Annotated in this window: 26 protein-coding genes; 12 read left to right on the top strand and 14 right to left on the bottom strand. The window is 70.2% G+C overall.

What is annotated here, in order from left to right; translation table 11 throughout:
• Nucleotides 1-44 precede the first annotated feature (44 nt).
• The 5 genes from katG to nucS form a co-directional block, all read right to left on the bottom strand.
• Nucleotides 45-2,246: a catalase/peroxidase HPI gene (katG, locus tag ABD151_RS00415; RefSeq protein ID WP_343990041.1), complete on the bottom strand. Its 2,202-nt coding sequence runs from the start codon at nucleotides 2,244-2,246 to the stop codon at nucleotides 45-47.
• Nucleotides 2,247-2,284: 38 nt separating this feature from the next.
• Nucleotides 2,285-2,683 carry a Fur family transcriptional regulator gene (locus ABD151_RS00410; RefSeq protein WP_343990741.1) on the bottom strand — a complete coding sequence of 133 codons (399 nt, stop codon included), beginning with the start codon at nucleotides 2,681-2,683 and terminating at the stop codon, nucleotides 2,285-2,287.
• Nucleotides 2,684-2,774: 91 nt separating this feature from the next.
• On the bottom strand, nucleotides 2,775-3,407 hold the full coding sequence (locus tag ABD151_RS00405) for a DUF952 domain-containing protein (protein ID WP_343990038.1): 633 nt from the start codon (nucleotides 3,405-3,407) through the stop codon (nucleotides 2,775-2,777).
• A gap of 116 nt (nucleotides 3,408-3,523) precedes the next feature.
• Nucleotides 3,524-3,823, bottom strand: coding sequence for a hypothetical protein (locus ABD151_RS00400; protein WP_343990035.1), 300 nt, complete (start codon nucleotides 3,821-3,823; stop codon nucleotides 3,524-3,526).
• Between the two features lie 75 nt (nucleotides 3,824-3,898).
• Nucleotides 3,899-4,597, bottom strand: a complete 699-nt coding sequence (gene nucS, locus ABD151_RS00395; RefSeq protein ID WP_343990032.1) for an endonuclease NucS — start codon at nucleotides 4,595-4,597, stop codon at nucleotides 3,899-3,901.
• Between the two features lie 100 nt (nucleotides 4,598-4,697).
• Here nucS and ABD151_RS00390 point away from each other — a divergent pair, with 100 nt between their 5' ends.
• Complete coding sequence (locus ABD151_RS00390; protein WP_343990029.1) at nucleotides 4,698-5,918, top strand: 3-hydroxyacyl-CoA dehydrogenase family protein; 1,221 nt, start codon at nucleotides 4,698-4,700, stop codon at nucleotides 5,916-5,918.
• Between the two features lie 25 nt (nucleotides 5,919-5,943).
• Here ABD151_RS00390 and ABD151_RS00385 read toward each other — a convergent pair whose 3' ends face one another.
• Nucleotides 5,944-6,741, bottom strand: coding sequence for a flavodoxin family protein (locus tag ABD151_RS00385; RefSeq protein ID WP_343990026.1), 798 nt, complete (start codon nucleotides 6,739-6,741; stop codon nucleotides 5,944-5,946).
• Between the two features lie 42 nt (nucleotides 6,742-6,783).
• Between ABD151_RS00385 and ABD151_RS00380 the strand changes: the two genes are divergently transcribed.
• Both ABD151_RS00380 and ABD151_RS00375 read left to right on the top strand, forming a co-directional pair.
• A complete protein-coding gene (locus ABD151_RS00380; RefSeq protein ID WP_343990024.1) occupies nucleotides 6,784-7,566 on the top strand; it encodes an endo alpha-1,4 polygalactosaminidase in 783 nt (260 codons plus the stop codon).
• A gap of 52 nt (nucleotides 7,567-7,618) precedes the next feature.
• On the top strand, nucleotides 7,619-8,419 hold the full coding sequence (locus tag ABD151_RS00375) for an alpha/beta fold hydrolase (RefSeq protein WP_343990021.1): 801 nt from the start codon (nucleotides 7,619-7,621) through the stop codon (nucleotides 8,417-8,419).
• Nucleotides 8,420-8,522: 103 nt separating this feature from the next.
• Here ABD151_RS00375 and ABD151_RS00370 read toward each other — a convergent pair whose 3' ends face one another.
• From ABD151_RS00370 to mce, 3 genes are all read right to left on the bottom strand, one after another.
• Nucleotides 8,523-9,719: a coiled-coil domain-containing protein gene (locus ABD151_RS00370; RefSeq protein ID WP_343990018.1), complete on the bottom strand. Its 1,197-nt coding sequence runs from the start codon at nucleotides 9,717-9,719 to the stop codon at nucleotides 8,523-8,525.
• Between the two features lie 126 nt (nucleotides 9,720-9,845).
• On the bottom strand, nucleotides 9,846-11,186 hold the full coding sequence (ccrA, locus tag ABD151_RS00365) for a crotonyl-CoA carboxylase/reductase (protein WP_343990015.1): 1,341 nt from the start codon (nucleotides 11,184-11,186) through the stop codon (nucleotides 9,846-9,848).
• Between the two features lie 143 nt (nucleotides 11,187-11,329).
• Complete coding sequence (gene mce / locus ABD151_RS00360) at nucleotides 11,330-11,782, bottom strand: methylmalonyl-CoA epimerase (RefSeq protein ID WP_343990011.1); 453 nt, start codon at nucleotides 11,780-11,782, stop codon at nucleotides 11,330-11,332.
• A gap of 148 nt (nucleotides 11,783-11,930) precedes the next feature.
• Between mce and ABD151_RS00355 the strand changes: the two genes are divergently transcribed.
• From ABD151_RS00355 to ABD151_RS00330, 6 genes are all read left to right on the top strand, one after another.
• On the top strand, nucleotides 11,931-13,118 hold the full coding sequence (locus ABD151_RS00355) for an acetyl-CoA C-acetyltransferase (protein WP_343990008.1): 1,188 nt from the start codon (nucleotides 11,931-11,933) through the stop codon (nucleotides 13,116-13,118).
• Between the two features lie 23 nt (nucleotides 13,119-13,141).
• Nucleotides 13,142-14,104, top strand: a complete 963-nt coding sequence (meaB, locus tag ABD151_RS00350) for a methylmalonyl Co-A mutase-associated GTPase MeaB (protein WP_343990005.1) — start codon at nucleotides 13,142-13,144, stop codon at nucleotides 14,102-14,104.
• Between the two features lie 97 nt (nucleotides 14,105-14,201).
• A complete protein-coding gene (locus tag ABD151_RS00345) occupies nucleotides 14,202-14,372 on the top strand; it encodes a hypothetical protein (protein WP_343990002.1) in 171 nt (56 codons plus the stop codon).
• Between the two features lie 3 nt (nucleotides 14,373-14,375).
• Nucleotides 14,376-14,897 carry a PH domain-containing protein gene (locus ABD151_RS00340; protein ID WP_343989999.1) on the top strand — a complete coding sequence of 174 codons (522 nt, stop codon included), beginning with the start codon at nucleotides 14,376-14,378 and terminating at the stop codon, nucleotides 14,895-14,897.
• Between the two features lie 11 nt (nucleotides 14,898-14,908).
• Nucleotides 14,909-15,397, top strand: coding sequence for a MarR family winged helix-turn-helix transcriptional regulator (locus ABD151_RS00335; RefSeq protein WP_343989997.1), 489 nt, complete (start codon nucleotides 14,909-14,911; stop codon nucleotides 15,395-15,397).
• 1 nt (nucleotide 15,398) lies between these two features.
• Complete coding sequence (locus ABD151_RS00330) at nucleotides 15,399-16,607, top strand: hypothetical protein (RefSeq protein ID WP_343989994.1); 1,209 nt, start codon at nucleotides 15,399-15,401, stop codon at nucleotides 16,605-16,607.
• A 15-nt stretch (nucleotides 16,608-16,622) separates the two neighbouring features.
• On the opposite strand, the gene ABD151_RS00325 is transcribed toward ABD151_RS00330, so the two are convergent.
• Nucleotides 16,623-17,648 carry a serine/threonine-protein kinase gene (locus ABD151_RS00325; RefSeq protein ID WP_343989991.1) on the bottom strand — a complete coding sequence of 342 codons (1,026 nt, stop codon included), beginning with the start codon at nucleotides 17,646-17,648 and terminating at the stop codon, nucleotides 16,623-16,625.
• On the bottom strand, nucleotides 17,645-18,397 hold the full coding sequence (locus tag ABD151_RS00320; protein WP_343989988.1) for an SDR family NAD(P)-dependent oxidoreductase: 753 nt from the start codon (nucleotides 18,395-18,397) through the stop codon (nucleotides 17,645-17,647). Before ABD151_RS00320 ends, ABD151_RS00325 begins: the two co-directional genes overlap by 4 nt.
• Before the next feature lie 127 nt (nucleotides 18,398-18,524).
• On the opposite strand from ABD151_RS00320, the gene ABD151_RS00315 reads away from it, so the two are divergent.
• Complete coding sequence (locus ABD151_RS00315) at nucleotides 18,525-19,448, top strand: co-chaperone YbbN (protein ID WP_343989986.1); 924 nt, start codon at nucleotides 18,525-18,527, stop codon at nucleotides 19,446-19,448.
• 82 nt (nucleotides 19,449-19,530) lie between these two features.
• Here ABD151_RS00315 and ABD151_RS00310 read toward each other — a convergent pair whose 3' ends face one another.
• The 3 genes from ABD151_RS00310 to ABD151_RS00300 all read right to left on the bottom strand — a co-directional run bounded on the left by ABD151_RS00310 (nucleotide 19,531) and on the right by ABD151_RS00300 (nucleotide 23,933).
• A complete protein-coding gene (locus tag ABD151_RS00310; RefSeq protein ID WP_343989984.1) occupies nucleotides 19,531-20,433 on the bottom strand; it encodes an NUDIX hydrolase in 903 nt (300 codons plus the stop codon).
• 43 nt (nucleotides 20,434-20,476) lie between these two features.
• Nucleotides 20,477-22,156, bottom strand: coding sequence for a maltose alpha-D-glucosyltransferase (gene treS / locus ABD151_RS00305; protein WP_343989981.1), 1,680 nt, complete (start codon nucleotides 22,154-22,156; stop codon nucleotides 20,477-20,479).
• 97 nt (nucleotides 22,157-22,253) lie between these two features.
• On the bottom strand, nucleotides 22,254-23,933 hold the full coding sequence (locus tag ABD151_RS00300) for an alkaline phosphatase D family protein (RefSeq protein WP_343989979.1): 1,680 nt from the start codon (nucleotides 23,931-23,933) through the stop codon (nucleotides 22,254-22,256).
• 149 nt (nucleotides 23,934-24,082) lie between these two features.
• Here ABD151_RS00300 and ABD151_RS00295 point away from each other — a divergent pair, with 149 nt between their 5' ends.
• Both ABD151_RS00295 and ABD151_RS00290 read left to right on the top strand, forming a co-directional pair.
• Nucleotides 24,083-24,862 (top strand): enoyl-CoA hydratase/isomerase family protein, encoded by a 780-nt coding sequence (locus ABD151_RS00295; RefSeq protein WP_343989976.1) that lies wholly within the window; start codon nucleotides 24,083-24,085, stop codon nucleotides 24,860-24,862.
• Nucleotides 24,863-24,887: 25 nt separating this feature from the next.
• A complete protein-coding gene (locus ABD151_RS00290) occupies nucleotides 24,888-25,202 on the top strand; it encodes a hypothetical protein (RefSeq protein WP_343989973.1) in 315 nt (104 codons plus the stop codon).
• Nucleotides 25,203-25,232 lie beyond the last annotated feature (30 nt).

Below are 25,232 nucleotides of genomic sequence, written 5' to 3'. Positions count from 1 at the left end.
GCCGTGTCGAACACGGCGGGGGCTCGGCTCAGGAGCGGCGTCGATCAGCGACGCAGGTCGAAGCGGTCCAGCTCCATGACCTTGACCCAGGCAGCGACGAAGTCGTTGACGAACTTGTCGGCAGCGTCGTCAGCGGCGTAGACCTCGGCGAGGGCACGCAGCTCCGAGTTCGAGCCGAAGATCAGGTCGACGCGCGAGCCGGTCCAGCCGTTCGAGGAGGTGAAGGTCTCCTCGGTGCTGTCGGTCGCGGTCCAGGTCTGCGGCTCGAGCAGGTTGGTCAGGAAGTCCTGGGTCAGCTGGCCGGGGCGCTCGGTGAGCACGCCGGTCTTCGAGCCGTCCCAGTTCGTGTCCAGGACCCGCAGGCCGGCGACCAGAACGGTCATCTCCGGTGCGCTGACGGTGAGCAGGTTCGCGCGGTCGAGCAGCAGGTACTCGGTGGCGGCCTTGCTCTTCTTCGACAGGTAGTTGCGGAAGCCGTCGTAGCGGGGCTCGAGGAAGTCGAAGGACTCGATGTCCGTCTGCTCCGCCGAGGCGTCGGTGCGGCCCGGGGTGAAGGGGACCTTCACCGCGGTGCCGGCCGCGGCAGCGGCCTGCTCGACGCCCACGCCACCGGCGAGAACGATGAGGTCGGCCAGCGAGACCTGCTTGGACTCGGTGTCGAAGTCGGCCTTGACCTGCTCCAGAGCGGCGATCACCTTCGCGGTGCGCTCCGGGTTGTTGGCCTCCCAGTCCTTCTGCGGAGCCAGGCGGATCCGCGCACCGTTGGCGCCGCCGCGCTTGTCGGAGCCACGGAAGCTCGCGGCCGAGGCCCACGCGGTGGCGACCAGCTCGGCGATGGTCAGGCCGGTGGCCGCGACCTTCTCCTTCAGCGTGGCGACGTCGGCGTCGTTGATCAGCTCGCCGCTCTGAGCCGGCAGCGGGTCCTGCCAGACCAGGTCCTCGGCGGGGACCTCGGCGCCGTAGTAGCGCGACTTCGGGCCCATGTCGCGGTGGGTCAGCTTGAACCAGGCGCGTGCGAAGGCGTCGGTGAAGGCGGCCTGGTCGTCCTTGAACCGCTTGGAGATCTCGGCGTAGATCGGGTCGAAGCGCAGGGCGAGGTCGGAGGTCAGCATCCGCGGCTCGCGCTTGCCCTCGCCGAACGACTCGGGCACCAGGTCGGCGCCGCCGTTGTTCACCGGGCGCCACTGCTGAGCGCCGGCCGGCGAGTGGAACAGCTCCCACTCGTAGGCGAAGAGGATGTGGAAGAACTCGTTGTCCCAGCGGGTCGGGTGGTAGGTCCAGGTGACCTCCAGGCCCGAGGTGATGGCGTCGATGCCCTTGCCGGAGGCGTGCGTGGACTTCCAGCCCAGGCCCTGCTCCTCGATCGGGGCGGCCTCGGGCTCGGGGCCGACCAGCTCGGCGTCACCGGCACCGTGGGTCTTGCCGAAGGTGTGACCACCGGCGATCAGTGCGACGGTCTCCTCGTCGTCCATGCCCATCCGGCGGAAGGTCTCGCGGATGTCGATGGCCGAGGCCAGCGGGTCCGGGTTGCCGTTGGGGCCCTCGGGGTTGACGTAGATCAGGCCCATCTGGACGGCGGCCAGCGGGTCGTCGAGGTCGCGCTCACCGGTGTAGCGCTTGTCGTCCAGCCACTCGGTCTCGGGACCCCAGTAGACGTCGGCGTCAGCCTCGTAGACGTCGGGGCGACCGCCGCCGAAGCCGAAGGTCGGGAAGCCCATGTCCTCGAGCGCGACATTGCCGGCGAGGATCATCAGGTCGGCCCAGGACAGGTTCTTGCCGTACTTCTTCTTGACCGGCCACAGCAGGCGGCGGGCCTTGTCCAGGTTGCCGTTGTCCGGCCAGGAGTTCTGCGGGGCGAAGCGGTGCTGGCCGTGGCCCGCGCCGCCGCGACCGTCGCCCGAGCGGTAGGTGCCGGACGCGTGCCACGCCATCCGGATCATCAGGCCGCCGTAGTGGCCGAAGTCCGCCGGCCACCAGTCCTGGGAGTCGGTCATCAGGGCGGCGATGTCCGCCTTCACAGCAGCCAGGTCGAGGCTCTCGAACGCGGCGCCGTAGTTGAAGTCCTCGTCGAGCGGGTTGCCGACGGCGGGGTTCTTGGCCAGGATCTTCAGGTTCAGCTGGTTGGGCCACCAGACCTTGTTGGAGTCGCTCTGCGCGGGGAGCGGCTGGCCGTGCAGCACGGGGCAACCGCCGGCAGCGCCTTCCTGGTTGAGGTCGGCGAGCTCGGCGTCGTTCTTCTCGGACACGGAAATCCCTTCGGTTCAGCGGGGTGTGATGGTGGGGATCAACTTGCGGTCTGACAGGTGGGGCATCGGCCCCAGTAGATGACCTCGGCCTCATCGATGGCGAAGCCGTGATCATCTGAAGCGGTCAGGCAGGGGGCACCGCCGACGGCGCAGTCGACGTCGGCGATGGCGCCGCAGGAGCGGCAGACTATGTGGTGATGGTTGTCACCGACGCGGGACTCGTAGCGCGCGACCGAACCGGTGGGTTGGATCTTGCGCACCAGGCCAGAGCCGGTCAAGGTGTGCAGCGAGTCGTAGACGGCCTGGTGCGACACCTCGGGGAGGCGGTCGCGGACAGCGCTGATCACGGTCTCGGTGTCTGCGTGTGGATGCGCATGCACTGCGTCGAGCACGGCGACCCGCGGCTTGGTGACCCTGAGGCCTGCCTCGCGGAGCATCTCCTGCAGGTGCATGTCTGTTCCCACGGCTCCATCCTTGCGTCTTTTCTTGAAAGAGTCAAGAAAAGAACTGGAGTGGTTCAGGAAAAGGCTACCGGCTCGAGCGGGCCCGATGGCGCCTGTTGACCGGAATCAGGACGAGGACCGCCACGATCGCTCCGCCGACCAGCCCGACCAGCCCCCAGCTCTGCCGGTAGCCGGCCGCCACCGCGAAGCCGGCCGCCGTGGCGACGGCCATCACGAAGACGGCCATCGCGATCCGGAACAGGAACTCCGCCAGCCATAGCTGGAGCAGGCTGCGTGGCTGCGTCGGGGTGGCCGGGGCTGCCTGCGCTGCCGGGGCCGCGCTGGTCGCGGTGGGCGTGGGCGGGTCGGCTCGGGGTGGGGGAGCCTCGTCGCCGTCCGTGCCTGACTCGACGGCGAGGGGGCGTACTTCGATCACCGCGCTCGGGTTGAGCGGGCCGTAGATGTGCGGGAAGGTGGCATCGCCCACCTGGTCCTCGCGCCACGGCGAGGTGAGGAGGTCGGTGTCGATGGTGAGCAGGAGGAGGTCGCCGTCATGGTTGCGGTAGAAGCGGTCGATCACGCCTGCCACCTGCTCGGCACGGGAGGCGTGCAGGAAGCCCTCGTCGTCCAGGGAGCGTCCCAGGGTCGACCAGGCATACGAGCCGGCGAGCTGGGCGGCCTCCCAGCGCGGTCGCTCCGCGATGTGGAAGATCAGCATCGAGTGCTCGTGCGCGGCGCGGCTGGGCGTGAGGTGCGGGTCGTCTCCATGGTGGGCCAGATGCTACCCAGGTCCAGGCGGAACGTCGGGGCGCTGCGTCGTCTCGGCGCGCGGGGTCAGGAAGGCTCGGGCAGTCGCCGCAGCACCTCGGCGAGGACGCTGTCGATGCCGTCGAACCGGGCATCCATGCCGTCGAACCGGGCATCCATGCCGTCGAACCGGGCATCCATGCCGTCGAACCGGGCATCCATGCCGTCGAGCCGAGTGTCGATCCCGTCGAGCCGGGTGTCGATGCCGTCGAGACGGCGCGTGTGATCGTCCTGAACGGTCTTGATGTCGGTGACCAGCTCGTAGAGGGCCTGGGTGTCGTTCTCCAGGCGGGAGACGCGCAGGCTCAAGGCGGGATCTGAGGTCATGGGGTCACGCTACGTCGGCAACCGGCGGTTGTCAGCGCCGCTGCCGGCGCCTGTGGAGAACGGGGTGTCCGGTGCTCAGAACAGGCGGTCCTCGGCGTTGTCCAGGCCGCGCAGCGCGTCGTAGTCCACGAGCACGCACTGGATGCCACGATCCTCGGCCAGGGTCCGTGCCTGGGGCTTGATCAGCTGGGCCGCGAAGATCCCGCGGACGGGGCCCTTGGTGGTCAACAGGGAGTCGCGGTTCAGCAGCTCCAGGTAGCGGGTCAGCTGCTCGACGCCGTCGATCTCGCCGCGGCGCTTGATCTCCACCGCCACCGACAGGCCGCCGTCGTCGCGGCACATCAGGTCGACGGGGCCGATCGCGGTCGGGAACTCGCGTCGCACCAAGGTCAGCCCGGGGGTGATCGTGCCGGGGTGCTCGGCCAGCAGCTCCTGGAGGTGCTTCTCGACGCCGTCCTTCTGCAGACCGGGGTCGATGCCGAGCTCGTGCTGACTGTCGTGGTGGATCTCCTCGACCAGGATCCGCAGCGTGTCCGGGGTCTGCCCCTTGGGCGCTCGGGCGGTGACCACCCACTCCAGCTGGCCGTCCTCGGTGGTCCCCTCCTGCACGGTGCACGGGGGAGACATCCAGTTCAGTGGCTTGTAGGAGCCGCCGTCGCTGTGCACCAGGACCGAACCGTCGGCCTTGAGCATCAGGACCCTCGGGGCCATCGGCAGGTGGGCCGACAGGCGGCCGGCGTAGTCAATCTGGCAACGGGCCACGACGAGTCTCACGAGGGGCGAGCCTACCTGGCGCTCTGCAGGGTCAGGTGAACTGGCCGAGTGACCCGGATCATAGTTACTAACGGTTAACTTCCATGCCATTCTTTCGCGCATGACTCAGACCACTCCGGAGCAGATCAGCAGCGCCCTGGTGCTGCCGTACCTCAACCACGCCGTGCGGATGTACGAGGCGGGCTACGCCTCGCGCGACGACATCGATGCCGCCATGCGGTTCGGCTGCGGCTACGCCGCTGGTCCGCTGACTGTGCTCGACGAGCTGGGTCTGGACGTGGTGCGCGACGCGCTCGCCGCGCGCTTCGCGGAGACCGGGGACAACCTGCACAAGCCTGCGGACCTGCTGGAGAGGCTGGTCGCCGAGGGCCGCCTCGGGCGCGCGGCGGGTCGTGGCTTCCACACCTGGGCCGACGGCGCGACCGTGGCGGATGCGGAGAGCCCGTCCGCCGATGACGCGCCCGCCCTGCGGCACGAGATCCGCACCGTCGGAGTCGTGGGCACCGGAACGATGGCGTCGGGGATCGTCCAGGTGTTCGCCCAGGCCGGCTACGACGTGGTCTTCGTCGGCCGGTCTGCCGACAAGCTCGACGGCGTCGTCGCGGGCATCGCGAAGGCGCTCGACAAGGCGATCGAGAAGGGCCGGTTGGACGACGCCGGCAAGGCGGCGGTCCTGGCGCGGCTGACCGGCGCCACCCAGCGTGAGGCCCTGGCCGAGGTCGACATCGTGGTCGAGGCGATCGCCGAGGACCTGCAGCTCAAGCTGGACCTCTTCGCCGACCTCGACCGGATCTGCAAGCCCGGCGCGATCCTGACCACCACCACTTCGTCGCTGCCGATCACCGAGCTCGCCTCCTCGACGTCGCGCCCGGAGTTCGTGATCGGGATGCACTTCTTCAATCCGGCCGCGGTGATGAAGCTGGTCGAGGTGGTCACCACCACCCTCACCGCCGCCGAGGTGGACGAGACCGTGCGGGCGCTGACCGCGAAGGTCGGCAAGGTGGCCGTCTCCTGCGGCGACCGCGCCGGCTTCATCGTCAATGCGCTGCTCTTCCCCTACCTCAACGACGCGATCAAGCTGCATGAGGCGGGCGTCGACCTCGTCGAGATCGACGAGGCGGTCAAGGCCAACACCGGCCACCCGATGGGACCCTTCGCCCTGCTGGACGTGGTGGGCAACGACGTCTCGCTGGCCATCCAGAAGGAGCTGTTCGCGGAGTTCAAGGAGCCCGGCTTCGTGCCGGCCGCACTCCTGGAGCAGGTCGTCGCCGAGGGACGTCTGGGGCGCAAGACCAAGGCAGGCTTCCACTCCTACGCCTGATCCACCTCGCCGAAGCCCTGCCGCGCTAGCCGCGGTAGGGCTTCGCCGTTCCCTGCTCGATCGCACGGCGGATCCGGCCCTCGACCAGCGCTGCCAGCCGGTTCGGCAGCGCCGGCACCCGGACATCGGTGAACCAATCCGCCTCGAACCACCCGCGTTCGCGCCAGTACTGCTCGTCGACCGGCCCGTCCTCACGGCTGCTCTGGACCAGGAGTCGTGCCACCCGGAAGCCGATCAGGTCCTTGGTGGTCGGGGTCGGCTCCGCTCCACTCGCGACGGCGTCGACCGCATCGGCGGCGAGGGAGCGCAGCGCATCGTCGACCTTCGAGCGGTAGCCGGGCTTCGCCAGTCCGGGGCCGTTCACGCCGAGTCGCCCCACGGTGTGGAACCCCCAGCGACGGATCGCCTCGCCCAGGTAGCCGAGTGCCGCGTCGTGTCCGGCGCCAGCCGCGGTGGAGATCAGGATCGCCGGCCTGCCGTGGTGGCGAGGCCGGTGGATCAGGTAGGCGTAGTGGTCGACGAAGCGCTTCATGCTCGCCGAGACGTGGAAGGAGTGCACCGGCGTCGCGAAGACCATTAGGTCGGCAGCGTCCATCAGTGCGGTGGCTCCGGCCGCCGCCGCAGCGCGCGGGCAGGCGTCCTCGCCGGCGGTCATGCAGTTGAGGCAGCCAGGGCAGCTGGGGCCGAGGTCGAGATCGTCGGTGTGGACGACGGCCACTTCGATCTCGGTCCGGGTGGCGACCTCGTCGAGCAGGGACTGGACCAGAGTGCCGGTGGCACCGTCCATGCCGTTCCCCGAGCCGATGACCACTCCAATGCGCATGGATAGATCATATATCAAACGGCTGGGTTGGATACTGCTCCCATGGCCAAGACCTGCGTGGCGTTGCTCGCCGTCCTCCTGCTCTGCACCAGCCTCGCGACGGCGACCGCGACGGCGACCGCCGTGGCGCCGCGGTCCGCGCCCCCGGTCGACGTCGACCTCGACTATCAGCTCGGAGGTGCCTCGACGCCTGCGGAGAACGTCGGGATCGTGGTGCGCGATCGCAAGGCGCGTCCGGCGCCGGGCGTCTGGAACGTCTGCTACGTCAACGGGTTCCAGACCCAGCCCGACGAGAAGGCGTTCTGGCGCAAGCGTCCCGGCCTGCTCCTGCGGCACCGTGGACGGCCGGTCCTGGACACGGCCTGGGGGGAGAGGTTGCTGGACATCCGGACGCCGGCCAAGCGTCGCAAGCTGGCCGGCATCGTCGGCCGCTGGGTCGAGGGGTGCGCTCGTCGCGGCTTCGACGCCGTCGAGTTCGACAACCTCGACTCGTTCTCCCGTAGTCGTGGGCTGATCAAGGCCGGTCAGGCGAAGCGGTTCGCGCGGCTGATCGTGCGGCGCGCGCACCACGCCGCCCTGCCGGCCGCCCAGAAGAACTGGGCCCAGTTCAACGGACGCAAGGTCGGGTTCGACTTCGCCATCTCCGAGGAGTGTGGACGCTACGGCGAGTGTGGCGACTACGTGCGTCACTACGGCCGGGCGGTGTTGGCGATCGAGTACCGCCAGCGCGACTTCGAGAAGGCCTGCGCCGGCTACGGCGAGAAGCTGCCGATCGTCCTGCGCGACCGGGCGCTGGCGCCCGACGGGCCACGCTCCTGGTGCTGAGCCGGGCTCGGTATCGTCAACGCGACCAGTCGACTCAGGTAAGGAAGCTCCGGTGCTGCACCACACGACGATGGGGGAGTCCGGGCCCCGCGTGCTGTTCTGTCACGGCCTCTTCGGGCAGGGCAAGAACTGGACCACCATCGCCAAGGCGCTGGCCGGCACCCACCGGGTGACCCTGGTCGACATGCCCAACCACGGTCGGTCGCCGTGGACCGAGCACCTCGACCTGGTCCAGGCCGCGGACCAGGTGGCCGAGCTGATCGACGCCGAGGATCCGGTCGCGCTGGTCGGGCACTCGATGGGCGGCAAGATCGCGATGCTGCTCGCCCTGCGCCACCCGGAGCTGGTCGAGCGACTGGTCGTCGTCGACATCGCCCCGGTCGACTATCCGAGCGGGAGCGAGTTCGCGGGCTACATCGCCGGCATGCAGGCGCTCGATCTCGCCTCCCTCAGCACCCGTGCGCAGGCCGACAAGGCCCTGGTGCCCAGCGTCCCGCACCCGACGGTGCGCAGCTTCCTGATGCAGAACCTGCGCCGGGACGGCGAGGGCTGGCGCTGGCAGCCGAACCTGCGACTCCTGGGCGACGAGCTGCACCAGGTCACCGGTTGGCCCGCTGACGAGCTGCGCGACGTGGCGCCGTATCCGGGGCCGACCCTGTGGATCGGCGGGGCACGCTCCGCCTACGTCACCGACGCCTACGCGCCGGCCATGGAGGCGCTCTTCCCGCGCGTCCGCCGCACCACGGTGAAGCAGGCCGGCCACTGGGTGCACTCCGAGCAGCCGGAGATCTTCATCGAGATCCTGCGACGTTTTCTCGACGCGCCTGCAACGGTGCGCTCCGCTCCTGCGTGAGTAGGGCGGGGGCTGAGCCGCCGGGCCATCACCGTCACCGACCACAGAGCGCGCCCACCGGCATCAGGCGGTGGGCGCGCTCGTGGTCGGACTCAGTGCGAGGTCACTCGCCGGCCGTGAAGCCGGCGACGACGTCGCGCAGGGCACCCAGCTGGGCGGCGATGGCGTCGCGGCGCTTGGTCATCTGCTCGACCTCGGCGCGGATGCCGGCCAGCTCCTTCTCCGCCTCGGCGATGCCGGTGGTGTTGATCGCCTCGGCCTGGCTGCGAGCCGCGGTGACGATCTGCTCGGCCTCGCGGCGGGCGCGGGCCAGCGTGGACTCGGACTCGGTCTGGGCCTGCTGGCGCACGGTGGTGGCCTGGGTGTTGGCCTCGGCCGCGCGCTCCTCGGCGGCACTGGCGCGCTGCTCGGCCTCGTCGACCAGGCGCTTGGTCTCGTTGGTGGCGCTGGCGTGGTAGTCGGCCGCCTCCTTGGCGAGCCGCTCCTTCTCCACGGCCAGGGTGCGCCGGGCCTCCTGCACCTCGCGGTCGGCGGCGGCACGGGCCTTCTCCGCCTCGCGCTGGGTGGTCACCCGCAGGTCGTTCGTCTCCTGCTCGGTGGCCAGGCGCAGCTGGTCGGACTCGCGCTTGGCGGCGGCCAGCAGGTCGCCGGCCTGGGCCTGGGCGATCTTGATCTCCTGCTCGGCCTCGCCCAGCATCCGGGCCCGGCGCTCGTCGAGCTCGGCGAGCTGCACGCTGCGCATGTCCTCGGCCTCGCGGGAGGCCTCGGCGCGGATGGTCTTGGCGTCGCGCTCGGCCTGGTCGCGGATCTCCGCGGCCTCGCGGGCGGCGGCCATCCGGATGTCGTCGGCCTCCTCCTCGGCCAGGCGCAGCAGCTCGTTGGCACGGCCGCCGAGGCTGGCGTAGGTCGGCTTGTCGGTGCTCTGCAGCTTCTCGCCGAGCGAGGCGACCTGCTTCTCCAGCTCGATCACGCGCTGCTCGGAGAGTCCGAGGCTCTTGCCCAGGCCGCTCTTCTCGGCGACCAGCTGGGACAGGGCGGCGTCGACGGCGTCCTTGTCGTAGCCGCCGCGGCGCACCAGGGGCAGGCTCGGCATGCTGGCCGGGGCGACACCGGGGTGCGCGGGAGGGCTCACCGGGCGCGGCGCGGGGCTGCCCGCCGGCTGGGCCGGGGGACGGACCACGGGCGCTGCGGCGCCGTTGGCGGGCTTGACGGCGGGGATCACCTGGGTCCGATCCTCGGGGCCCACCGGCTTCGAGCCAGAGGCTTCTTCGTCGAAGATGGACAGACCTTCGTCACTCATGATCGCTCGGCTTCCTTCGTTCAGCGGGCAGGCAATGGGTCAAGTGTGTCGGATGCAGGAAAGCGAACACACCCCGGCTCGCGGTAGGCCCGCGAACCGGGGTGCGAATTCAGCTGATCGTGCGGATCAGACGCCGCGGAAGCGGTTGATCGCGTCGAGGTGCTGAGCGCGCATCTCGTGGTTGCGCACGCCCATGCCCTCCTCGGGAGCGAGCGCGAGCACGCCCACCTTGCCCTGGTGCTTGTTGTGGTGCACGTCGAGCGCGGCCTGGCCGGTCTCCTCGAGGCGGTAGGTGCGCGACAGGGTCGGGTGGATCTTGCCCTGGGCGATCAGCCGGTTGGCCTCCCACGACTCGCGGTAGTTGGCGAAGTGGCTGGAGATGATCTTCTTGAGGTTCATCCACAGGTACCGGTTGTCGTACTCGTGCATGTAGCCCGAGGTCGAGGCGCAGGTGGTGATGGTGCCGCCCTTGCGGGTCACGTAGACCGAGGCGCCGAAGGTCTCCCGGCCCGGGTGCTCGAAGACGATGTCGATGTCCTCGCCGCCGGTGAGCTCGCGGATCGCCTTGCCCAGACGCTGCCACTCCTTCGGGTTCTGCTGGGTGCCCTCCTCGTTCCAGAACTTGAAGTCCAGCTCGGAGCGGTTGATCACCTTGTCCGCGCCCATGCTGCGCACGATCTGGGCCTTCTCCTCGTTGGAGACCACGCAGATCGGGTTGGCGCCGCCGTTGAGGGCGTACTGGGTCGCGAAGCCGCCGAGGCCGCCGGAGGCGCCCCAGATCAGCACGTTGTCGCCCTGCTTCATGTTGCCGCCGTTGGCGGAGACCAGCTGGCGGTACGCGGTGCAGTTCACCAGGCCGGGGGAGGCGGCCTCCTCCCAGGTGAGGTGCTCGGGCTTCGGCATGAGCTGGTTGGCCTTGACCATCGCGACGTCGGCGAGGCCGCCGAAGTTGGTCTCGAAGCCCCAGATCCGCTGCGACGGGTCGAGCATGGTGTCGTTGTGGCCGTCCGGAGCCTCGAGCTCCACAGACAGGCAGTGCGCGACGACGCGGTCGCCCGGCTTCCACTTGGTGACGCCGGCGCCCACCGCCATCACCACGCCGGACAGGTCGGAGCCGACGATGTGGTACGGCAGGTTGTGGCGGGCGCCGAGCTCGGACTCGCGGCCGTAGCGCTCCAGGAAGCCGAAGGTGGAGACCGGCTCGAAGATCGAGGTCCACACGGTGTTGTAGTTGATCGCCGAGGCCATCACGGCCACGAACGCCTCGCCCGGGCCGAGCTCGGGCAGGGCGACCTCATCGAGGTGCAGGGACTTGCGCGGGTCCTTCTCCTTCGAGGGCACGCCCTCGAACATGTCGACCTCGTCCTTGTGCACGGTGACGGCCCGGTAGGACTCCGGAAGCTCGAGGGCGGCGAAATCCTGAGTGGTCGCGTCCTCGGCGGTGATCGCATCGAGAATGTGCTGCACGGTGATCCTCCTGGACCAGATCGGCGTTGTTAACGTCTGATAACCGGAGAATCTAGTGGTTGTTACCGGTCAGTGGGGCGTGAACCACGTCACGCCCCCGGTAAACCGAGGGCGTGACGGTGTTCGTGCGGCTGGGCGAGGGGTCAGTGCGCCCCGCCGGCGGCAGGCTCGACGAGCTCCACCAGGACGCCGCCGGCGTCCTTGGGGTGGATGAAGTTGATCCGCGAGTTGGCGGTGCCGCGGCGCGGCTCGTCGTAGAGCAGACGCAGGCCGCGCTCGCGCAGAACGGCTGAGACGGCGTCGATGTCGAGGACCCGGTAGGCCAGCTGCTGCAGGCCCGGGCCGCTGCGGTCGAGGAACTTCGCGATCGTCGACTCCGGGGTCAGCGGGGCCAGCAGCTGGATGCAGGAGTCGGTGTCGCCGACGCCGACCATCGCCTCGCGCACGCCCTGTGCCTCGTTGACCTCCTCGTGCCGCACCGTCATGTTGAAGTTGTCGCGGTAGAAGGCGATCGCCTCGTCGAGGTCGGGAACGGCGATGCCGACGTGGTCGATGGCGATGAAGAGGTGGTCGGGGACCGAAAGCGGTGAAGTCATGACGCACATCGTAGGTGGGTGCCGCGGGGCGGCGCGCGAGTGTGATCTGTTCGACACGACTCTGCGATCTGGACTTCTTGCTAACGATCGCTAACCGGTGGGTAGTCTCGGCCCTATCCACTCAACGTGCATGTTCACAGGAGGAACCATGTCCGGATCCGTCATCGTCGCCGGGGCCCGTACGCCCGTGGGTCGCCTGCTCGGCGGCCTCAAGGATCTCTCGGGAGCCGACCTCGGCGGCGTCGCCATCAAGGGTGCTCTGGAGAAGGCCGGTATCTCCGGTGACCAGGTCGAGTACGTGATCATGGGCCAGGTCATCCAGGCCGGCGCAGGCCAGATCACCGCACGCCAGGCCGCGGTCAAGGGCGGCGTGCCCATGGACGTGCCCGCCCTGACGATCAACAAGGTCTGTCTCTCCGGCATCAACGCCATCGCGATGGCCGACCAGCTGATCCGTGCCGGCGAGCACGACATCATCGTGGCCGGCGGCATGGAGTCGATGACCAACGCTCCGCACCTGCTGCCCAAGTCCCGCTCGGGCTTCAAGTACGGCGACACCACCCTCGTCGACTCGATGGCCTACGACGCGCTGTACGACCAGTTCACGCAGCAGGCGATGGGCAACCTGACCGAGCAGTACAACCAGAGCGGCGCCGCCCTGACCCGCGAGGAGCAGGACGAGTTCTCCGCGCGCAGCCACCAGCTGGCCGCCGCCGCGCAGAAGAACGGCGTCTTCGACGAGGAGATCGTGCCGGTCGTGATCCCCAGCCGCCGCGGCGACGTCACCGTCGCGGTCGACGAGGGCGTGCGTGGCGACACCACCGCCGAGTCGCTGGCCGGCCTGCGTCCCGCCTTCGCCAAGGACGGCACGATCACCGCTGCGTCGTCGTCGCAGATCTCCGACGGCGCCTGCGCGGTCGTGGTGATGAGCAAGGCCAAGGCGGAGGAGCTCGGCATCGAGTGGCTGGCCGAGATCGGTGCCTCCGGCCAGGTCGCCGGCCCCGACTCGACCCTGCAGCTGCAGCCGGCCCGCGCCATCCAGAAGGCTGTCGCCAAGGAGGGCATCGCCGTCTCCGACATCGACCTCTTCGAGCTGAACGAGGCCTTCGCCGCGGTCGGCATCCAGTCCACCCGCGAGCTCGGCATCGACCCGGAGAAGGTCAACGTCAACGGTGGCGCGATCGCGATCGGTCACCCGGTCGGCATGTCCGGTGCCCGGATCGTGCTGCACCTCGCGCTGGAGCTGAAGCGTCGTGGTGGCGGCATCGGTGCTGCTGCGCTGTGCGGTGGCGGCGGCCAGGGCGACGCCCTGATCATCCGCGTTCCGCAGTCCTGACGACGGGTGGAGCGACGCGTCCCATGAACCGCCGCTTCACGATCGCGGTGCCCGAGCTGGTCGAGAAGGCCCGCTCGGGCGACCCGCGGTCCATCGGCCGCCTGATCAGCATGGTGGAGGAGGCCTCGCCGCTGCTGCGCGAGGTCACCCAGGCGATGATGCCCTACACCGGCCGCGCCCGCGTGGTCGGTGTCACCGGCGCTCCCGGCGTGGGCAAGTCGACCTCCACGAGTGCCCTGGTCACCGCGTTGCGTGCCCAGGGCCAGCGGGTCGCGGTGCTGGCCGTCGACCCGTCGTCCCCGTTCTCCGGTGGCGCCCTGCTGGGCGACCGGATCCGGATGTCGGACCACGCCCTCGACCCAGGCGTCTTCATCCGCTCGATGGCGTCGCGCGGACACCTGGGTGGGCTCTCCTGGTCGACCCCGCAGGCGATCCGGGTGCTCGACGCGGCCGGCTTCGACGTGGTGCTGGTGGAGACCGTCGGCGTCGGCCAGAGCGAGGTCGAGGTGGCCGGTCTGGCCGACTCCACCATCGTGCTGCTCGCCCCCGGCATGGGCGACGGCATCCAGGCTGCGAAGGCCGGGATCCTGGAGATCGGCGACCTCTACGTCGTCAACAAGGCCGATCGCGACGGCGCCACCACCCTCCGGCGCGAGCTGCGCAGCGCGCTGGCGCTCTCAGCGCGTGCGGAGGGCTCGTGGGAGCGACCGGTGCTGATGACCACCGCGCACGACGGCGGTGGCATCGAGGAGGTCGTCGCGGCCCTCGACGACCATGCGGGCTGGCTGCGCAGCACCGGCGAGCTGGGCCGACGCCGTCAGCGGCGGGCGCGCGAGGAGGTGGAGGCGATCGCGGTCGCCACCCTGCGCTCGCGATGGGCCTCGCTCCAGGAGGCGACGTTGCTCGACCACCTCGCCCTCGACGTGGTCAGCCAGGCGATCGACCCCTATCTCGCGGCCGATCGCCTGCTTGCCCAGCACGACTAGGGCGCGCCTCCGCTGAAGAGTGCCCCCGATGGGCTAGAAATGTCGCGTACTGTGCGCGCTCGGCGTGCGCGAGGCTCAGCTCGGAACGGAGACAGACATGGACGCCAAGAAGGGCGTACTGCTCATCGTGGTGGTCTTCCTCGGCTTCTACATGTTCAAGGACCCGTCGGGCCTGGCCGATCTCTCCAGCAACGCGCTCAGCGGTGGCTGGGATCTCGCGACCCGGTTCTTCGACGCGACGATCCGCTTCATCAACGAGCTCTCCTGAGCGATGGGACTCGTCCGGTCACTGTCGGACCCGAACATCCGCAAGCATCTGCTGCGTGATGAGGGCGAGGTGATCGTGGACGAGGTCATGCATCACTGGGTGATGTACGTGCTGCCGGTGGTCGAGCTGGTCGCAGCGGTGGCGCTCCTGGTGGCGCTGCCGTTCGTGAACATCAGCCTGGGCTGGTTCGTGCTGGCCCTGGTGGCGCTGTTGGTGGGCCATGCGCTGTGGCGGGCGCTGGCCGTGCACCGCGACCGGTTCGTGATCACCAACATGCGCGTCTTCCGGGTGCACGGCGTGCTCTCCCAGCAGCACGCGACGATGCCGCTCAGCCGCATCCTGGACATCACCGTGGTCAAGCCCTTCCAAGGGCGGATCCTGGGGTTCGGGCACTTCGTCTTCGAGTCGGCGGCCCAGGAGCAGGGCCTGCGCGACATCCGCTACGTGGCGCGGCCCGATGAGCGTGACCTTGCCATTCAACGTGTTGTCCAGCGATCCGGTCTGCGCGGACCGAAGGTGAACTGAGGAGGCTGTCGATGGCTCTGCCCTTCGACCCGATCGACGAGGCCGCCCGCCAGTGGGGACTGCGCTGGGATGGCGTGCCGGCGATGCATGCCGTGACGTCCCTGATGCGGGTGCAGCAACTGGTGCAGGGCCGCCTCGACGCGGCGCTCAAGCCGCTGGGGCTCACCTTCGCCCGCTACGAGGCCCTCGTCCTGCTCAGCTTCTCCTCGCGCGGCTCGCTGCCGTTGGGCAAGATGGGCGAGCGGCTCCAGGTGCATCCGACGTCGGTCACCTCGATCGTGGCGCGGCTGGTGGCGCAGGGACACGTCGAACGGGTGCCGCACCCCGACGACGGTCGCGCGGTGCTCGCGGAGATCACTCCGTCGGGACGAGCCATCGTGGAGCAGGCCACCAAGGCCCTGCTCGACATCGACTTCGCCCTCGAGGCGCTCGACGACGATCGCCTGACCCAGCTCTCCGAGCTGCTGCGCCCGGTGCGGCGTGCTGCGGGGGACTACTGAGATGATCACCCGTCTCGGGGGCGGGCTGGCGGTGCTGCTGGTCGCCGGTACCGGAGTCGCCGGCGTCGCCCTGGCCGACGACCCGCAGCCGGGGCCGATGGCGGCCGCAGCCCAGGAGATCGCCGGCAGCACCGACCACCGCGACCCCACCGTGCTGACCGCAGGGCTGTGGAGCGACCGGCTCGACCCCTCCGATGCCGGTCACTACTTCGGCTACTCCCGCGTCGCGGAGAACACCACCGTGCACGTCGCGGTCTTCGCGACCGGCGCGCCGAACGACTCGATCACGATCGAGACCTTCGCCGGCGACGTCAGCTGTGGCAGCGCGACGGCGAGCTCTCCCTATGCCAGCAACGGGCCTGAGAAGGTGTTCGGCGCCACCGTGCTGGTCGGCAAGCAGGGCAGCAGCGACGACTGCGCCAACCAGCGCGAGGACCTGCGGATCGTGGTCAGCCGGGGCAGCTCGACCGGCGACCTCGAGCCGCTTCCGATCCGGATCAAGGTGGTCGAGGAGCAGCGCCTCGCCGACCAGCAGGAGCACCTGGACCCGGAGCGGGGCTCGCTCCCGGAGCCGGCGGACGTCGACCCCTCCTTCGTGGCTCCCGAGGGCGCGGCGAGCACCCACACGATCCGTCAGGGCGAGCTGCAGTACTTCCCCCTCGACCTGGGCTGGGGCGAGAGCCTGGCCGCCGAGGCGGTGACGGCGTCCCTGGCCGAGCAGGGGATCGAGGAGGTCGTCGGACCCGAGCTGAGCCTGGAGTTGCTCGGCCCGCTCGGCGTGCCGATCGATGACGGCCTGGCCGATGCGAACCCCGCCGACTCGCTCGCCGATGACGAGGAGACCACGGTCTTCACCGGTCTGGGACCGGTGGCCTACCGCAACCGGTTCAGCAGTGACCTGCCCTATCTGCCTGGCCGCTACTGGGTGGTGGTCGGCCTGGCCGGTGCCGCACCCGACGACGAGCCGATGCAGATCGACTACGACCTGCGCGTCGGGGCCAGTGGGGATGTGGCCGGGGCGCCGCGCTATCGCGGCGGCGAGCGTGCCTTCCTGATCGGTCCGGACCGGTGGTCCCTCGACCCGTCCGGCGCCGCGAACCTCTCCGCGGACGACGACGCGTGGCCGGCACGGCGTTGGGGCGCGCTGGGGCTGGCCGTGTTCGGGGTGCTCTGCCTCGGACTGGGCGGACGGCGTCTGCTCCGGCGCTGAGGTGGCGGCCGGCCGCTACCAGAGCAGGACGGCGCCGGCCAGCGCGAGCAGGCCGACCAGGATCAGCAGCAGGCCCGGCAAGGGACTCTGCCGCGATGAGCCCGGGCCCGCAGCGACCAGGGGAGCGGTGCCCCGCCGATCGAGCCGGGTCGACGCGGCCGGATCGAGCCGGGTGGCGCCCACGCCGGGGACCTGGGTCGGCTCGTCCAGGGTGCTGCCGTAGCGGTCGCCGATCCGGATCGACTCACCCGGCTCGGCGGGCAGGTCGAGCAGGCCGCTGGCCGCAAGGTCGGCACGGAGCTGCGCCGCGGACGGCGGCCGCTCGGCAGGCGTGCCGAGCGCCGGGCGCAGCAGCTCCAGGAAGCGCGCCTGCGGGCTCCCCGTCTCCGGGGTGCCGAGCGGCGGCGGCTCGGGCACCGCCGGTGGGCGGGAGCCGGTGACCATCTCGACCGCGACGGCGGCCACCGAGTAGAGATCGGCGCGGGGGTCGGGGTCGGCACCGTGCCACTGCTCGGGCGCCATGTAGCCCGGGGTGCCGATCGCCATCGAGGCGCGGGTCATCCGGGGCTCGTCGACAGGTGCGGCGATCCCGAAGTCGGTGAGCCGCAGGTGGGGCCGCAGGGTGCCGGTGGGCTCCAGCAGCAGGTTGGCGGGCTTCACGTCGCGGTGCACGATGCCGGCGCCGTGCACCGCCTCGAGGGCTTGCAGCAGCTGGTCGATCAGCTCGGCGGCCCAGCGCACCGGCAGTGCTCCGTGCTCGCGGATCAGGTCGGCGACCGAGCCGCCGTGCACGATCGGCATCGTGAACAGGACGCGGTCGTCCATGCCGGCCCAGGACAAGGGGGTCACCACGTGGCGGTGGTCGATCCGCATCGACTGCTCGCGCATGAAGCGCAGCAAGGAGCCGGCGTCGGACTGCTGGAGGATCTTCGCGGCCTTGATCTGGCCGTCGTGGGCGTCGCGGACCCGCCAGACCGTGCCCATCCCGCCGCTGGCGATCGGGTCGAGCAGCTCGAACCGCCCGGCGAAGAACTCGCTCATGCCCGCCGGGCACCGCCGGTCGGGTCACCGTTGACGAGCAGGGTCTGACCGGTGATGAACGCGGCGGAGCGGCTGCCCAGGAAGAGCACCGAGGCGGCGAGGTCGGCTGCGGTGCCGGTGCGCTGGGTGCGTACCCGGGTCTTCAGGATGCCGTCGCTGCCGGCGGCATCCACCGTGCCCACGCTGGGCCGCGGCACCACGACCGGGGAGGCGACGCAGTTGACCCGGATGCCCTCGGGGCCGAGCCGGCGCGCCAGCCGGGTGGTGCTGGCGACGAGCTCGTCGTGGGCCTTCTGGGGACCGTGCGCCAGGGCCAGCCAGGTGCCGACCTGGTGCGTGTGCACGACCGAGCCGCCGCCCCGCATGGTGCTGCGGGCCAGATGGCGGCGCAGGCGATGGGTGAGCTGCTCGGGGCCGACCAGGCCCAGGCGCACCGAGTGGCTGACGAACTCGCGCTCCTGTGCATCGGAGGTGCGCGGAAGCCGGGCGCCGGCCGCATGGACGAGGATGTCGAGGGTGCCCTGCTCGGCGGCGACCCGGTCGATGGAGTCCGGGTCGGTGAGATCGAGTCGGGCGTAGCTCAGATGCCGCAGCCCGCCGTCGTATGCGGACGCCAAGGACTCGGTGCCGGTGATGGTGACCTCGGCACCCGCGCGTGCGAAGGCAAGCGCGACCGCACGGCCCAGTCCACGGGTACCACCTGTGACCAGGACGTGGCGTTCACGGAAATCGAACGTTGTTGCGCCCACCGAGAGACTCCTAGCTGCCCCCGCCCGCCTGAATCGGGCGGGGTATTTCGTCCGCGTCATCATGCCAGAGTTCCCCCAAACCCGCCCTGGTCGACTCGCCATCCGGCCATCGGGAATGATGGAGCCCATGAGCCAGCAGCCGTTCTCCCGCCCGGGTGCCATCGACCTCTCCGGCCTCTCCGCCGCCGCCCCCGCAGGCGGGGCCGCGCCGGCCGGCGGCGGTGTCTCCTCCGCGTACGCCGTCGACGTGACGGAGCAGAACTTCCAGTCGGTCCTCGAGTCCTCCCGCACCGCCCCCGTGGTGCTGGTCTTCCACTCGCCGTCGCAGTCGCCGTCCAGCACCGCGATGGCCGACGACGTGGTGACCGTGGTCAGCGAGCACGAGGGCCGCTTCCTGGCGGGCGTCGTCAACATCGACGCCGTGCCCGCGATCGCTCAGGCCATGCAGATCCCGCAGGTGCCGTTGATGCTGGTGCTGCTCGACGGTCGCCCGGCCACCCAGCCGATGCCGGGCCCGATCCCGCTCGAGGAGCTGCGCGCCCTGTTCACCCAGCTCGCTCAGCAGCTCACCGCCCAGGGCATCGCCGGCCGGCACCAGCCGCGCCAGGCCGAGGTCGCCGAGGGCGAGGAGCCGCCGGTGGACCCGCGCTACGCGGCAGCCCAGGACGCCCTCGGCGAGGGCGACATCGAGCGCGCGGTCGCCGAGTACCAGAAGCTGGTCGACGCGAACCCCGCCGACGCGGAGGCCGCTGCTGGGCTGGCCATGGCCAAGGTGCTGATGCGCACGACCGGCGTTGACCTCAACCAGGCCCGTGCGGCTGCGGCGGACAACCCCAACGACATCGATGCGCAGACCCTCGTCGCCGACCTCGACATGCTCGGCGGCCACGTCGAGGACGCCTTCAACCGGCTGATCGACCTGATCCGCCGGGTCGCCGGCGACGACCGCGACAAGGTGCGCACGCACCTGCTCGGCCTCTTCGCCGCCGTCGGCAACGACGACGCCCGGGTGGTCCGCGGGCGCGGCAACCTCGCCTCCGCGCTCTTCTGAGCCGTCAGATCGGAGAGCGGCAGCTCACTGTCGGTGACGGTGAGCTGCCGCTGTCGTCCCTGCGGAATGCGCTGGGTCTCCCTCAGACGGAGCGGCCGGACTCGGTGTAGCGCGGGCCACCGTCGAGGGCCGCGAGCGCGGCCTTGATCCGGCGGGCGGTGAAGTCGGCGGCGCGCTCGTCGATCTGGTCCAGCGTCAGGAACTCGGCGCCGCGGATCTCGCGGGCCTCGGGCCGGATCCGCTCGACCAGGTCGGGGGAGTGCACGCCGCCGTCGAACACCAGGCAGACGGCGTCGTCCCAGCCGCCCCACGGCGGCAGCCAGTCCGTGAGCACGATCTGGCCGGCCGGGATGCTGAGCGCCAGCTCCTCCTCGATCTCCCGGCTGGCGGCCAGATGCGGGGACTCGCCGACCTCGACCACGCCGCCGGGCAGGTCCCAATCGCGCTTGTAGGTCAGGTGGCACAGCAGCACCCGGCCGGCGGCGTCGCGGATCAGCATCTGGCCGATCGCGCGCTTGCGCGGCAGGAACGAGTTCAGCAGTGCCCGGAACGACGCCGGGTCGTTGAGCGGCGGGTCGGTGGAGATCCGCGCCAGCACCACGTACTCGGCGGCGTCGCCGTGTCCGGGCGCCTGGCGGGCGATGCCCTCGCGCAGCAGCCCAGCTCGGGTCGCGACCTTCAGCGCGCTCTCGTTCTCCGGTGCGCAGCGTGCCTCGACCCGGCCGAGGCCGAGCCCGCCGAGGCCCTCGTCGGTGAGCGCCCAGTCGGTCAGCAGCCGCACGCCGGCGGTGGCCGAGCCGCGCCCGCGGTGCGCGACGTCGAGGTGCCAGGTGAGCTCGCCGGTGCCGGGGCCGACCACCTCGAGCGTGATCTGGCCGATCCGCTCCTGCTGACGGAGGATCGAGAACTGCCAGCTGCTCGGGGTGGTGCTCACCGCGGTGAGGGTCACCGTCCCGTCGGTCAGGTCGGGAAGGGGCGCGGTCACGGGGCCACCCTAGGCCATCGGGTGTGGCGCCGGCGGCTGCGCCTCAGCGGACCAGGCGCAACCAGTAGAACCCGTAGGGCCCCAGCGTCAGCAGGTACGGCTGCTCGGTGATCGGCGGGAACGGAACCCCTCCGAAGAGCTCGATCGTGGTCCGGTCGTGCCACCGCGACAGGTCGAGCGCGACCGGTTGCGGGAAGCGGGAGAGGTTGTTCACGCAGACGATGACCTCGCCGTCGTGCTCGCGGGCGAAGCTCAGCACGGCCGGGTTGGAGCCACCGAGGTCGGTGAAGTCGCCGAGGCCGAAGGCCGGGTGCTGACGCCGCGTGTGGATCATCCGGCGGTTCCAGTGCAGCAACGAGGAGGTGTTGGCCAACTGCGACTCCACGTTGACCGCATGGTGTCCGAAGACCGGGTCCTGGATCACCGGCAGGGGCAGTCGCTCCGGGGTGGCTGAGGAGAAGCCGCCGTTGCGGTCCGGCGACCATTGCATCGGAGTGCGCACGCCGTCCCGGTCGCCGAGCCAGATGTTGTCGCCCATGCCGATCTCGTCGCCGTAGTAGAGCACCGGTGATCCGGGCAACGACAGCAGCAGGGCGGTGGCGAGCTCGAGCTGGTTGGTGTCGTTGTCGAGCAGCGGCGCCAGCCGTCGCCGGATGCCCGCGTTGGCGCGCATGCGTGGGTCGTGGGCGTACTCGGCCCACATGTAGTCGCGCTCCTCTTCGGTGACCTTCTCCAAGGTCAGCTCGTCGTGGTTGCGCAGGAAGACGCCCCACTGGCAGCCGTTCGGCAGCTGCGGGGTCTGCTCCAGGATGCTGGTGATCGTCTCGCGGGACTCGCGGCGCATCGCCATGAAGATCTGCGGCATCACCGGGAAGTGGAACGCCATGTGGCACTCGGTGCCGACCCACTCGCCGGAGTCGTCGCGCTCGGGGCCGAAGTACTCGACCAGCTCGTTCGGCGTCTGATTGGCCTCGCAGAGCAGGATCCGGTCGTCGTACTTGGCGTCCATGAAGGCCCGCACCTTGCGCAGGAAGGCGTGCGTCTCCGGCAGGGACTCGCCGTCGGTGCCCGGGCGCTCGTAGAGATAGGGGACGGCGTCGAGGCGGAATCCGTCCACGCCGAGGTCCAGCCAGAACGACATCGCGTCCAGCAGCGCGTCGTGGACGGCGGGGTTGTCGAAGTTCAGGTCGGGCTGGTGGTGGAAGAAGCGGTGCCAGAAGTACTGGCGGCGCACCGGGTCCCAGGTCCAGTTGGAGGTCTCCGTGTCGTGGAAGATGATCCGTGCCTCGGAGTAGAGGTCATCGGTGTCCGACCACACGTAGAAGTCGCCATACGGACCGTCCGGGTCGCTGCGGGACGCCTGGAACCACGGGTGGGCGTCGCTGGTGTGGTTCATCACGAAGTCCACGATCACCCGGATCCCGCGGGCATGGGCGGCGCCGAGGAAGTCGCGGAAGTCGGCCATGGTGCCGACCTCGGGGAGGATCTCGGTGTAGTTGGCGACGTCGTACCCACCGTCGCGCAGCGGCGAGGTGTAGAACGGCGGCACCCACAGGCAGTTGACGCCGAGCCACTCCAGGTACTCGAGCTTCTCGGTCAGTCCGCGGAAGTCGCCGATCCCGTCGGAGTCCGAGTCGCGGAACGAGCGCACCAGCACTTCGTAGAAGACAGCGGTCCGGTACCACTCGGGCTCACGGCCGGGGGGTGAGTGCTGTGCGGTCATGATCGCCCCCGACCAGCCGCCGGGTGAGAGGTTGGTGCGCGCATGGTTCCCACCTTTACGGATGGGGCAAGCCGGGGGCAATCTTCGAGGCGCCTGCTCAGGTCAGTGCGGCGGTGGCCTTCGTCACCCGCTTGCTGCCCGCCAGGCTCTGCCAGGACGCCGCATGGGCGATCGCGCTGTCCGGGTTGGTGCCGTCGGCGACCAGATACCAATCGGCCTGGACCCGGCTGGTCGCGAACTCCACGATCATGCAGCCGGTGCGGATGCCCTCGGCGTACTTCACCCAGGGGTTCGCCAGCAGGTTGTTGGTGGTGAGCACGGCATCGACCAGGGTCCCGACGCCGGGCGCGACCTGGTTGATCATGGTCTGCACCGACGGCGAGGCGACACCCGGCGTCACGAACTCCACGCCCGCTGAGATCCGGTCCAGCAGGTAGCCGTTGGTCTTCTTCGGGATCTCGCTGGCGAAGCTCTGGTGCACGTCACCGGTGAGCACCACGACGCCGTTGACCTGTGCCATCGCGTCGACGATCCGCTGGCGCTGGGCGAGGAAGCCGTTCCAGTCCTCGACGTAGAGCTGGGCGAGCGGCTGGTCCAGCTTGGCTGCCAGCTCCGGCCCGAGCAGGCCGGTGATCTGGCCCGGTACCGAGGCCAGCAGCACCTGCGGGAAGAACGGGACCTGGTTGCCGAGCACCTTCCACCGCGCGGTGGAGGCCGCCAGCCCCGAGGCCAGCCAGTGCTCCTGGTCGGCGCCGAGCATGGTGGCGTTCGGATCGCTGGAGGCGGTGCCGAGGTAGCCGTAGCCCAGCAGCAGACTGGACGGCGGTTGCGAGCGGAAGCGCCGCTCGTCGAGCATCCACAGGTCGACCTGGTCGCCGAAGCGGAGCCGGCGGTTGATCCGTGCCCAGTCGTCGGGGTCGGTGTGCCGGATCGGCAGCCAGTCCAGGAACGCCCGCCGTCCGGCGTCGGCGCGGGTCGCCCAGTCGCCCTCCGTCGCCGGGTCGTGGTTCTCGGCGCCTTCGCGCCAGGTGTCGTTGGCGATCTCGTGGTCGTCCCAGACCGCGACCATGGGATGGGCGGCGTGCAGGTCCTGCAGGTTCTGCTCCAGCTTGTAGCAGCCGTGGCGGACCTGGTAGTCGGCGAGCGTCAGGCACTCGTGCAGCGGCTCGGCATTGCGGGGGTTCTTCGGGAAGTCTCCGAGCACCCCGCCCGGGGCGTACTCGTAGACGTAGTCGCCCAGGTGCAGGATCGCGTCGAGGTCGGTGCGCGTGGCCAGGTAGCGGTAGGGCACGAACCAGCCCCAGTCGTAGTTCGCGCAGGAGACCACGCCGAAGCGCACCGCCGCTTGGCTGCCGAGGGCTGCCGCCGTCTTGGTGCGTCCCACCCGCGAGGTGACGCCCAGCGCGGAGAAGCGGTACCAGTAGCGGGTCGCCGGGCTCAGGCCGTCGACGTCGACGTGCACCGTGTGATCGCGGGACGCGTCGGCGACGACGGTGCCGCTGCGCACCACCGAGGTGAAGGCGGCATCGGTCGAGACCTCCCAGGCGACGGTGGTCGCACTGCCCAGCCCGGAGCCCGGAACGGCGTCCGCGGACGGCGTCACGCGGGTCCAGATCACCACCCGGGTGGGCAGCGGATCGCCCGAGGCCACGCCGTGCACGAAGGGTGCCGAGGCGCCGTACGCCTCCGGCCAGCGGGCGAGCGCGAGGGCGGCGCCCGCGCCGAGGCCGGCGAGCAGGGTGCGACGCGAGATCGGATGGTGGACGACGTCGTTCATGGCGGTCCTCGGGCTTGGTCGGGTGCTCCTCCCGCCGTGCACAACGACGATCGCCACCTGCGGTGACGCCGGGTGCGCACGGAGCCGATCCGAGCGCCCAGTAGGCTCCGCGGTGTACAGACGTTAACCAGGTCAAGGAGTGTTTTCTCATGGGTGAGTTCGTCAGGCTCGAGGTCAGCGACGGCGTCGGCACGATCAGGATCGACCGGCCGAAGATGAACCCGCTCAACCGCCAGGTGCAGGTCGAGATCCGCGAGGCCGCCCGCGAGGCGACCGAGCGTGACGACGTCAAGGCGGTCGTGGTGTACGGCGGCGAGCGGGTCTTCGCGGCCGGCGCCGACATCAAGGAGATGGTCGACATGTCCTACGCGGACATGGTCAAGGCCTCCGCCGACCTGCAGGACTGCTTCAGCGCGATCTCGCGGATCCCCAAGCCGACCGTGGCCGCGGTGACCGGCTATGCACTGGGCGGCGGCTGCGAGGTCGCCCTCTCGGCCGACCTGCGCTTCGCTGCCGACAACGCCACCTTCGGCCTGCCCGAGGTCCTGCTGGGCGTCATCCCCGGCGGTGGCGGCACGCAGCGCCTGGCCCGCCTGATCGGTCCGAGCAAGGCCAAGGACCTGGTCTTCACCGGTCGCTTCGTGCCTGCCGCCGAGGCGCTGGAGATCGGTCTCGTGGACCGGGTCTTCCCGGCCGACGAGGTCTACGCCGAGGCCGTCAAGTGGGCCCAGCAGTTCTCCGGTGCGGCCAGCTTCGCGATCCGCGCGGCGAAGACCGCCATCGACAAGGGCGGCGAGGTCGACATCGAGACCGGCCTGGAGATCGAGCGCCAGCAGTTCGCCAGCCTCTTCGCCACCGAGGACCGCACGATCGGCATGGAGTCGTTCATCGAGAACGGCCCTGGAAAGGCCAAGTTCGTCGGTCGCTGAGCCCCGCCCGTACTAGGGTGCGGCCATGAGTGAGTCCCAACTCGCGCAGGTCCGCACTCGGGTGGCCCAAGTGGTCTGGCTCCTGTGCGCCTTCGCCGCCGTCGTCCTTGCCCTCGGAGCGCTGACCTACGCGCTGAAGACCAACGCCGACAACGGATTGGTGCAGGCCGTGCGCGACGGCGCCGGCTTCCTGGACCTCGGGCTGTTCAGCATGGACAACGGCATCAAGGAGTTCACCGGCGACAACGCGGACATCAAGAACTCGCTCTTCAACTGGGGTCTTGCCGCCGTGGTCTGGCTGATCGTCGGCCGCCTGCTGGAGCGGATCATCCGGCCCTGAGCGACGCCTCCGCGTCACCGTCCTCACGGC

The organism is Nocardioides dubius, from assembly GCF_039528155.1.
GTDB classification, from domain to species: domain Bacteria; phylum Actinomycetota; class Actinomycetes; order Propionibacteriales; family Nocardioidaceae; genus Nocardioides; species Nocardioides dubius.
The sequence above is the reverse complement of the archived record's forward strand: the minus strand, read 5'-3'. Positions and strand labels throughout refer to the sequence as shown.

Bases quoted from the DNA above. Each gene is read 5' to 3' on its own strand.
- ABD151_RS00410 (WP_343990741.1), bottom strand. From the start codon at position 2,683: ATGCTCCGCGAGGCAGGCCTCAGGGTCACCAAGCCGCGGGTCGCCGTG.
- ABD151_RS00405 (WP_343990038.1), bottom strand. From the start codon at position 3,407: ATGCTGATCTTCCACATCGCGGAGCGACCGCGCTGGGAGGCCGCCCAG.
- ABD151_RS00400 (WP_343990035.1), bottom strand. From the start codon at position 3,823: ATGACCTCAGATCCCGCCTTGAGCCTGCGCGTCTCCCGCCTGGAGAAC.
- ABD151_RS00390 (WP_343990029.1), top strand. From the start codon at position 4,698: ATGACTCAGACCACTCCGGAGCAGATCAGCAGCGCCCTGGTGCTGCCG.
- ABD151_RS00385 (WP_343990026.1), bottom strand. From the start codon at position 6,741: ATGCGCATTGGAGTGGTCATCGGCTCGGGGAACGGCATGGACGGTGCC.
- ABD151_RS00380 (WP_343990024.1), top strand. From the start codon at position 6,784: ATGGCCAAGACCTGCGTGGCGTTGCTCGCCGTCCTCCTGCTCTGCACC.
- ABD151_RS00370 (WP_343990018.1), bottom strand. From the start codon at position 9,719: ATGAGTGACGAAGGTCTGTCCATCTTCGACGAAGAAGCCTCTGGCTCG.
- mce (WP_343990011.1), bottom strand. From the start codon at position 11,782: ATGACTTCACCGCTTTCGGTCCCCGACCACCTCTTCATCGCCATCGAC.
- ABD151_RS00355 (WP_343990008.1), top strand. From the start codon at position 11,931: ATGTCCGGATCCGTCATCGTCGCCGGGGCCCGTACGCCCGTGGGTCGC.
- meaB (WP_343990005.1), top strand. From the start codon at position 13,142: ATGAACCGCCGCTTCACGATCGCGGTGCCCGAGCTGGTCGAGAAGGCC.
- ABD151_RS00345 (WP_343990002.1), top strand. From the start codon at position 14,202: ATGGACGCCAAGAAGGGCGTACTGCTCATCGTGGTGGTCTTCCTCGGC.
- ABD151_RS00340 (WP_343989999.1), top strand. From the start codon at position 14,376: ATGGGACTCGTCCGGTCACTGTCGGACCCGAACATCCGCAAGCATCTG.
- ABD151_RS00335 (WP_343989997.1), top strand. From the start codon at position 14,909: ATGGCTCTGCCCTTCGACCCGATCGACGAGGCCGCCCGCCAGTGGGGA.
- ABD151_RS00330 (WP_343989994.1), top strand. From the start codon at position 15,399: ATGATCACCCGTCTCGGGGGCGGGCTGGCGGTGCTGCTGGTCGCCGGT.
- ABD151_RS00325 (WP_343989991.1), bottom strand. From the start codon at position 17,648: ATGAGCGAGTTCTTCGCCGGGCGGTTCGAGCTGCTCGACCCGATCGCC.
- ABD151_RS00315 (WP_343989986.1), top strand. From the start codon at position 18,525: ATGAGCCAGCAGCCGTTCTCCCGCCCGGGTGCCATCGACCTCTCCGGC.
- treS (WP_343989981.1), bottom strand. From the start codon at position 22,156: ATGACCGCACAGCACTCACCCCCCGGCCGTGAGCCCGAGTGGTACCGG.
- ABD151_RS00300 (WP_343989979.1), bottom strand. From the start codon at position 23,933: ATGAACGACGTCGTCCACCATCCGATCTCGCGTCGCACCCTGCTCGCC.
- ABD151_RS00295 (WP_343989976.1), top strand. From the start codon at position 24,083: ATGGGTGAGTTCGTCAGGCTCGAGGTCAGCGACGGCGTCGGCACGATC.
- ABD151_RS00290 (WP_343989973.1), top strand. From the start codon at position 24,888: ATGAGTGAGTCCCAACTCGCGCAGGTCCGCACTCGGGTGGCCCAAGTG.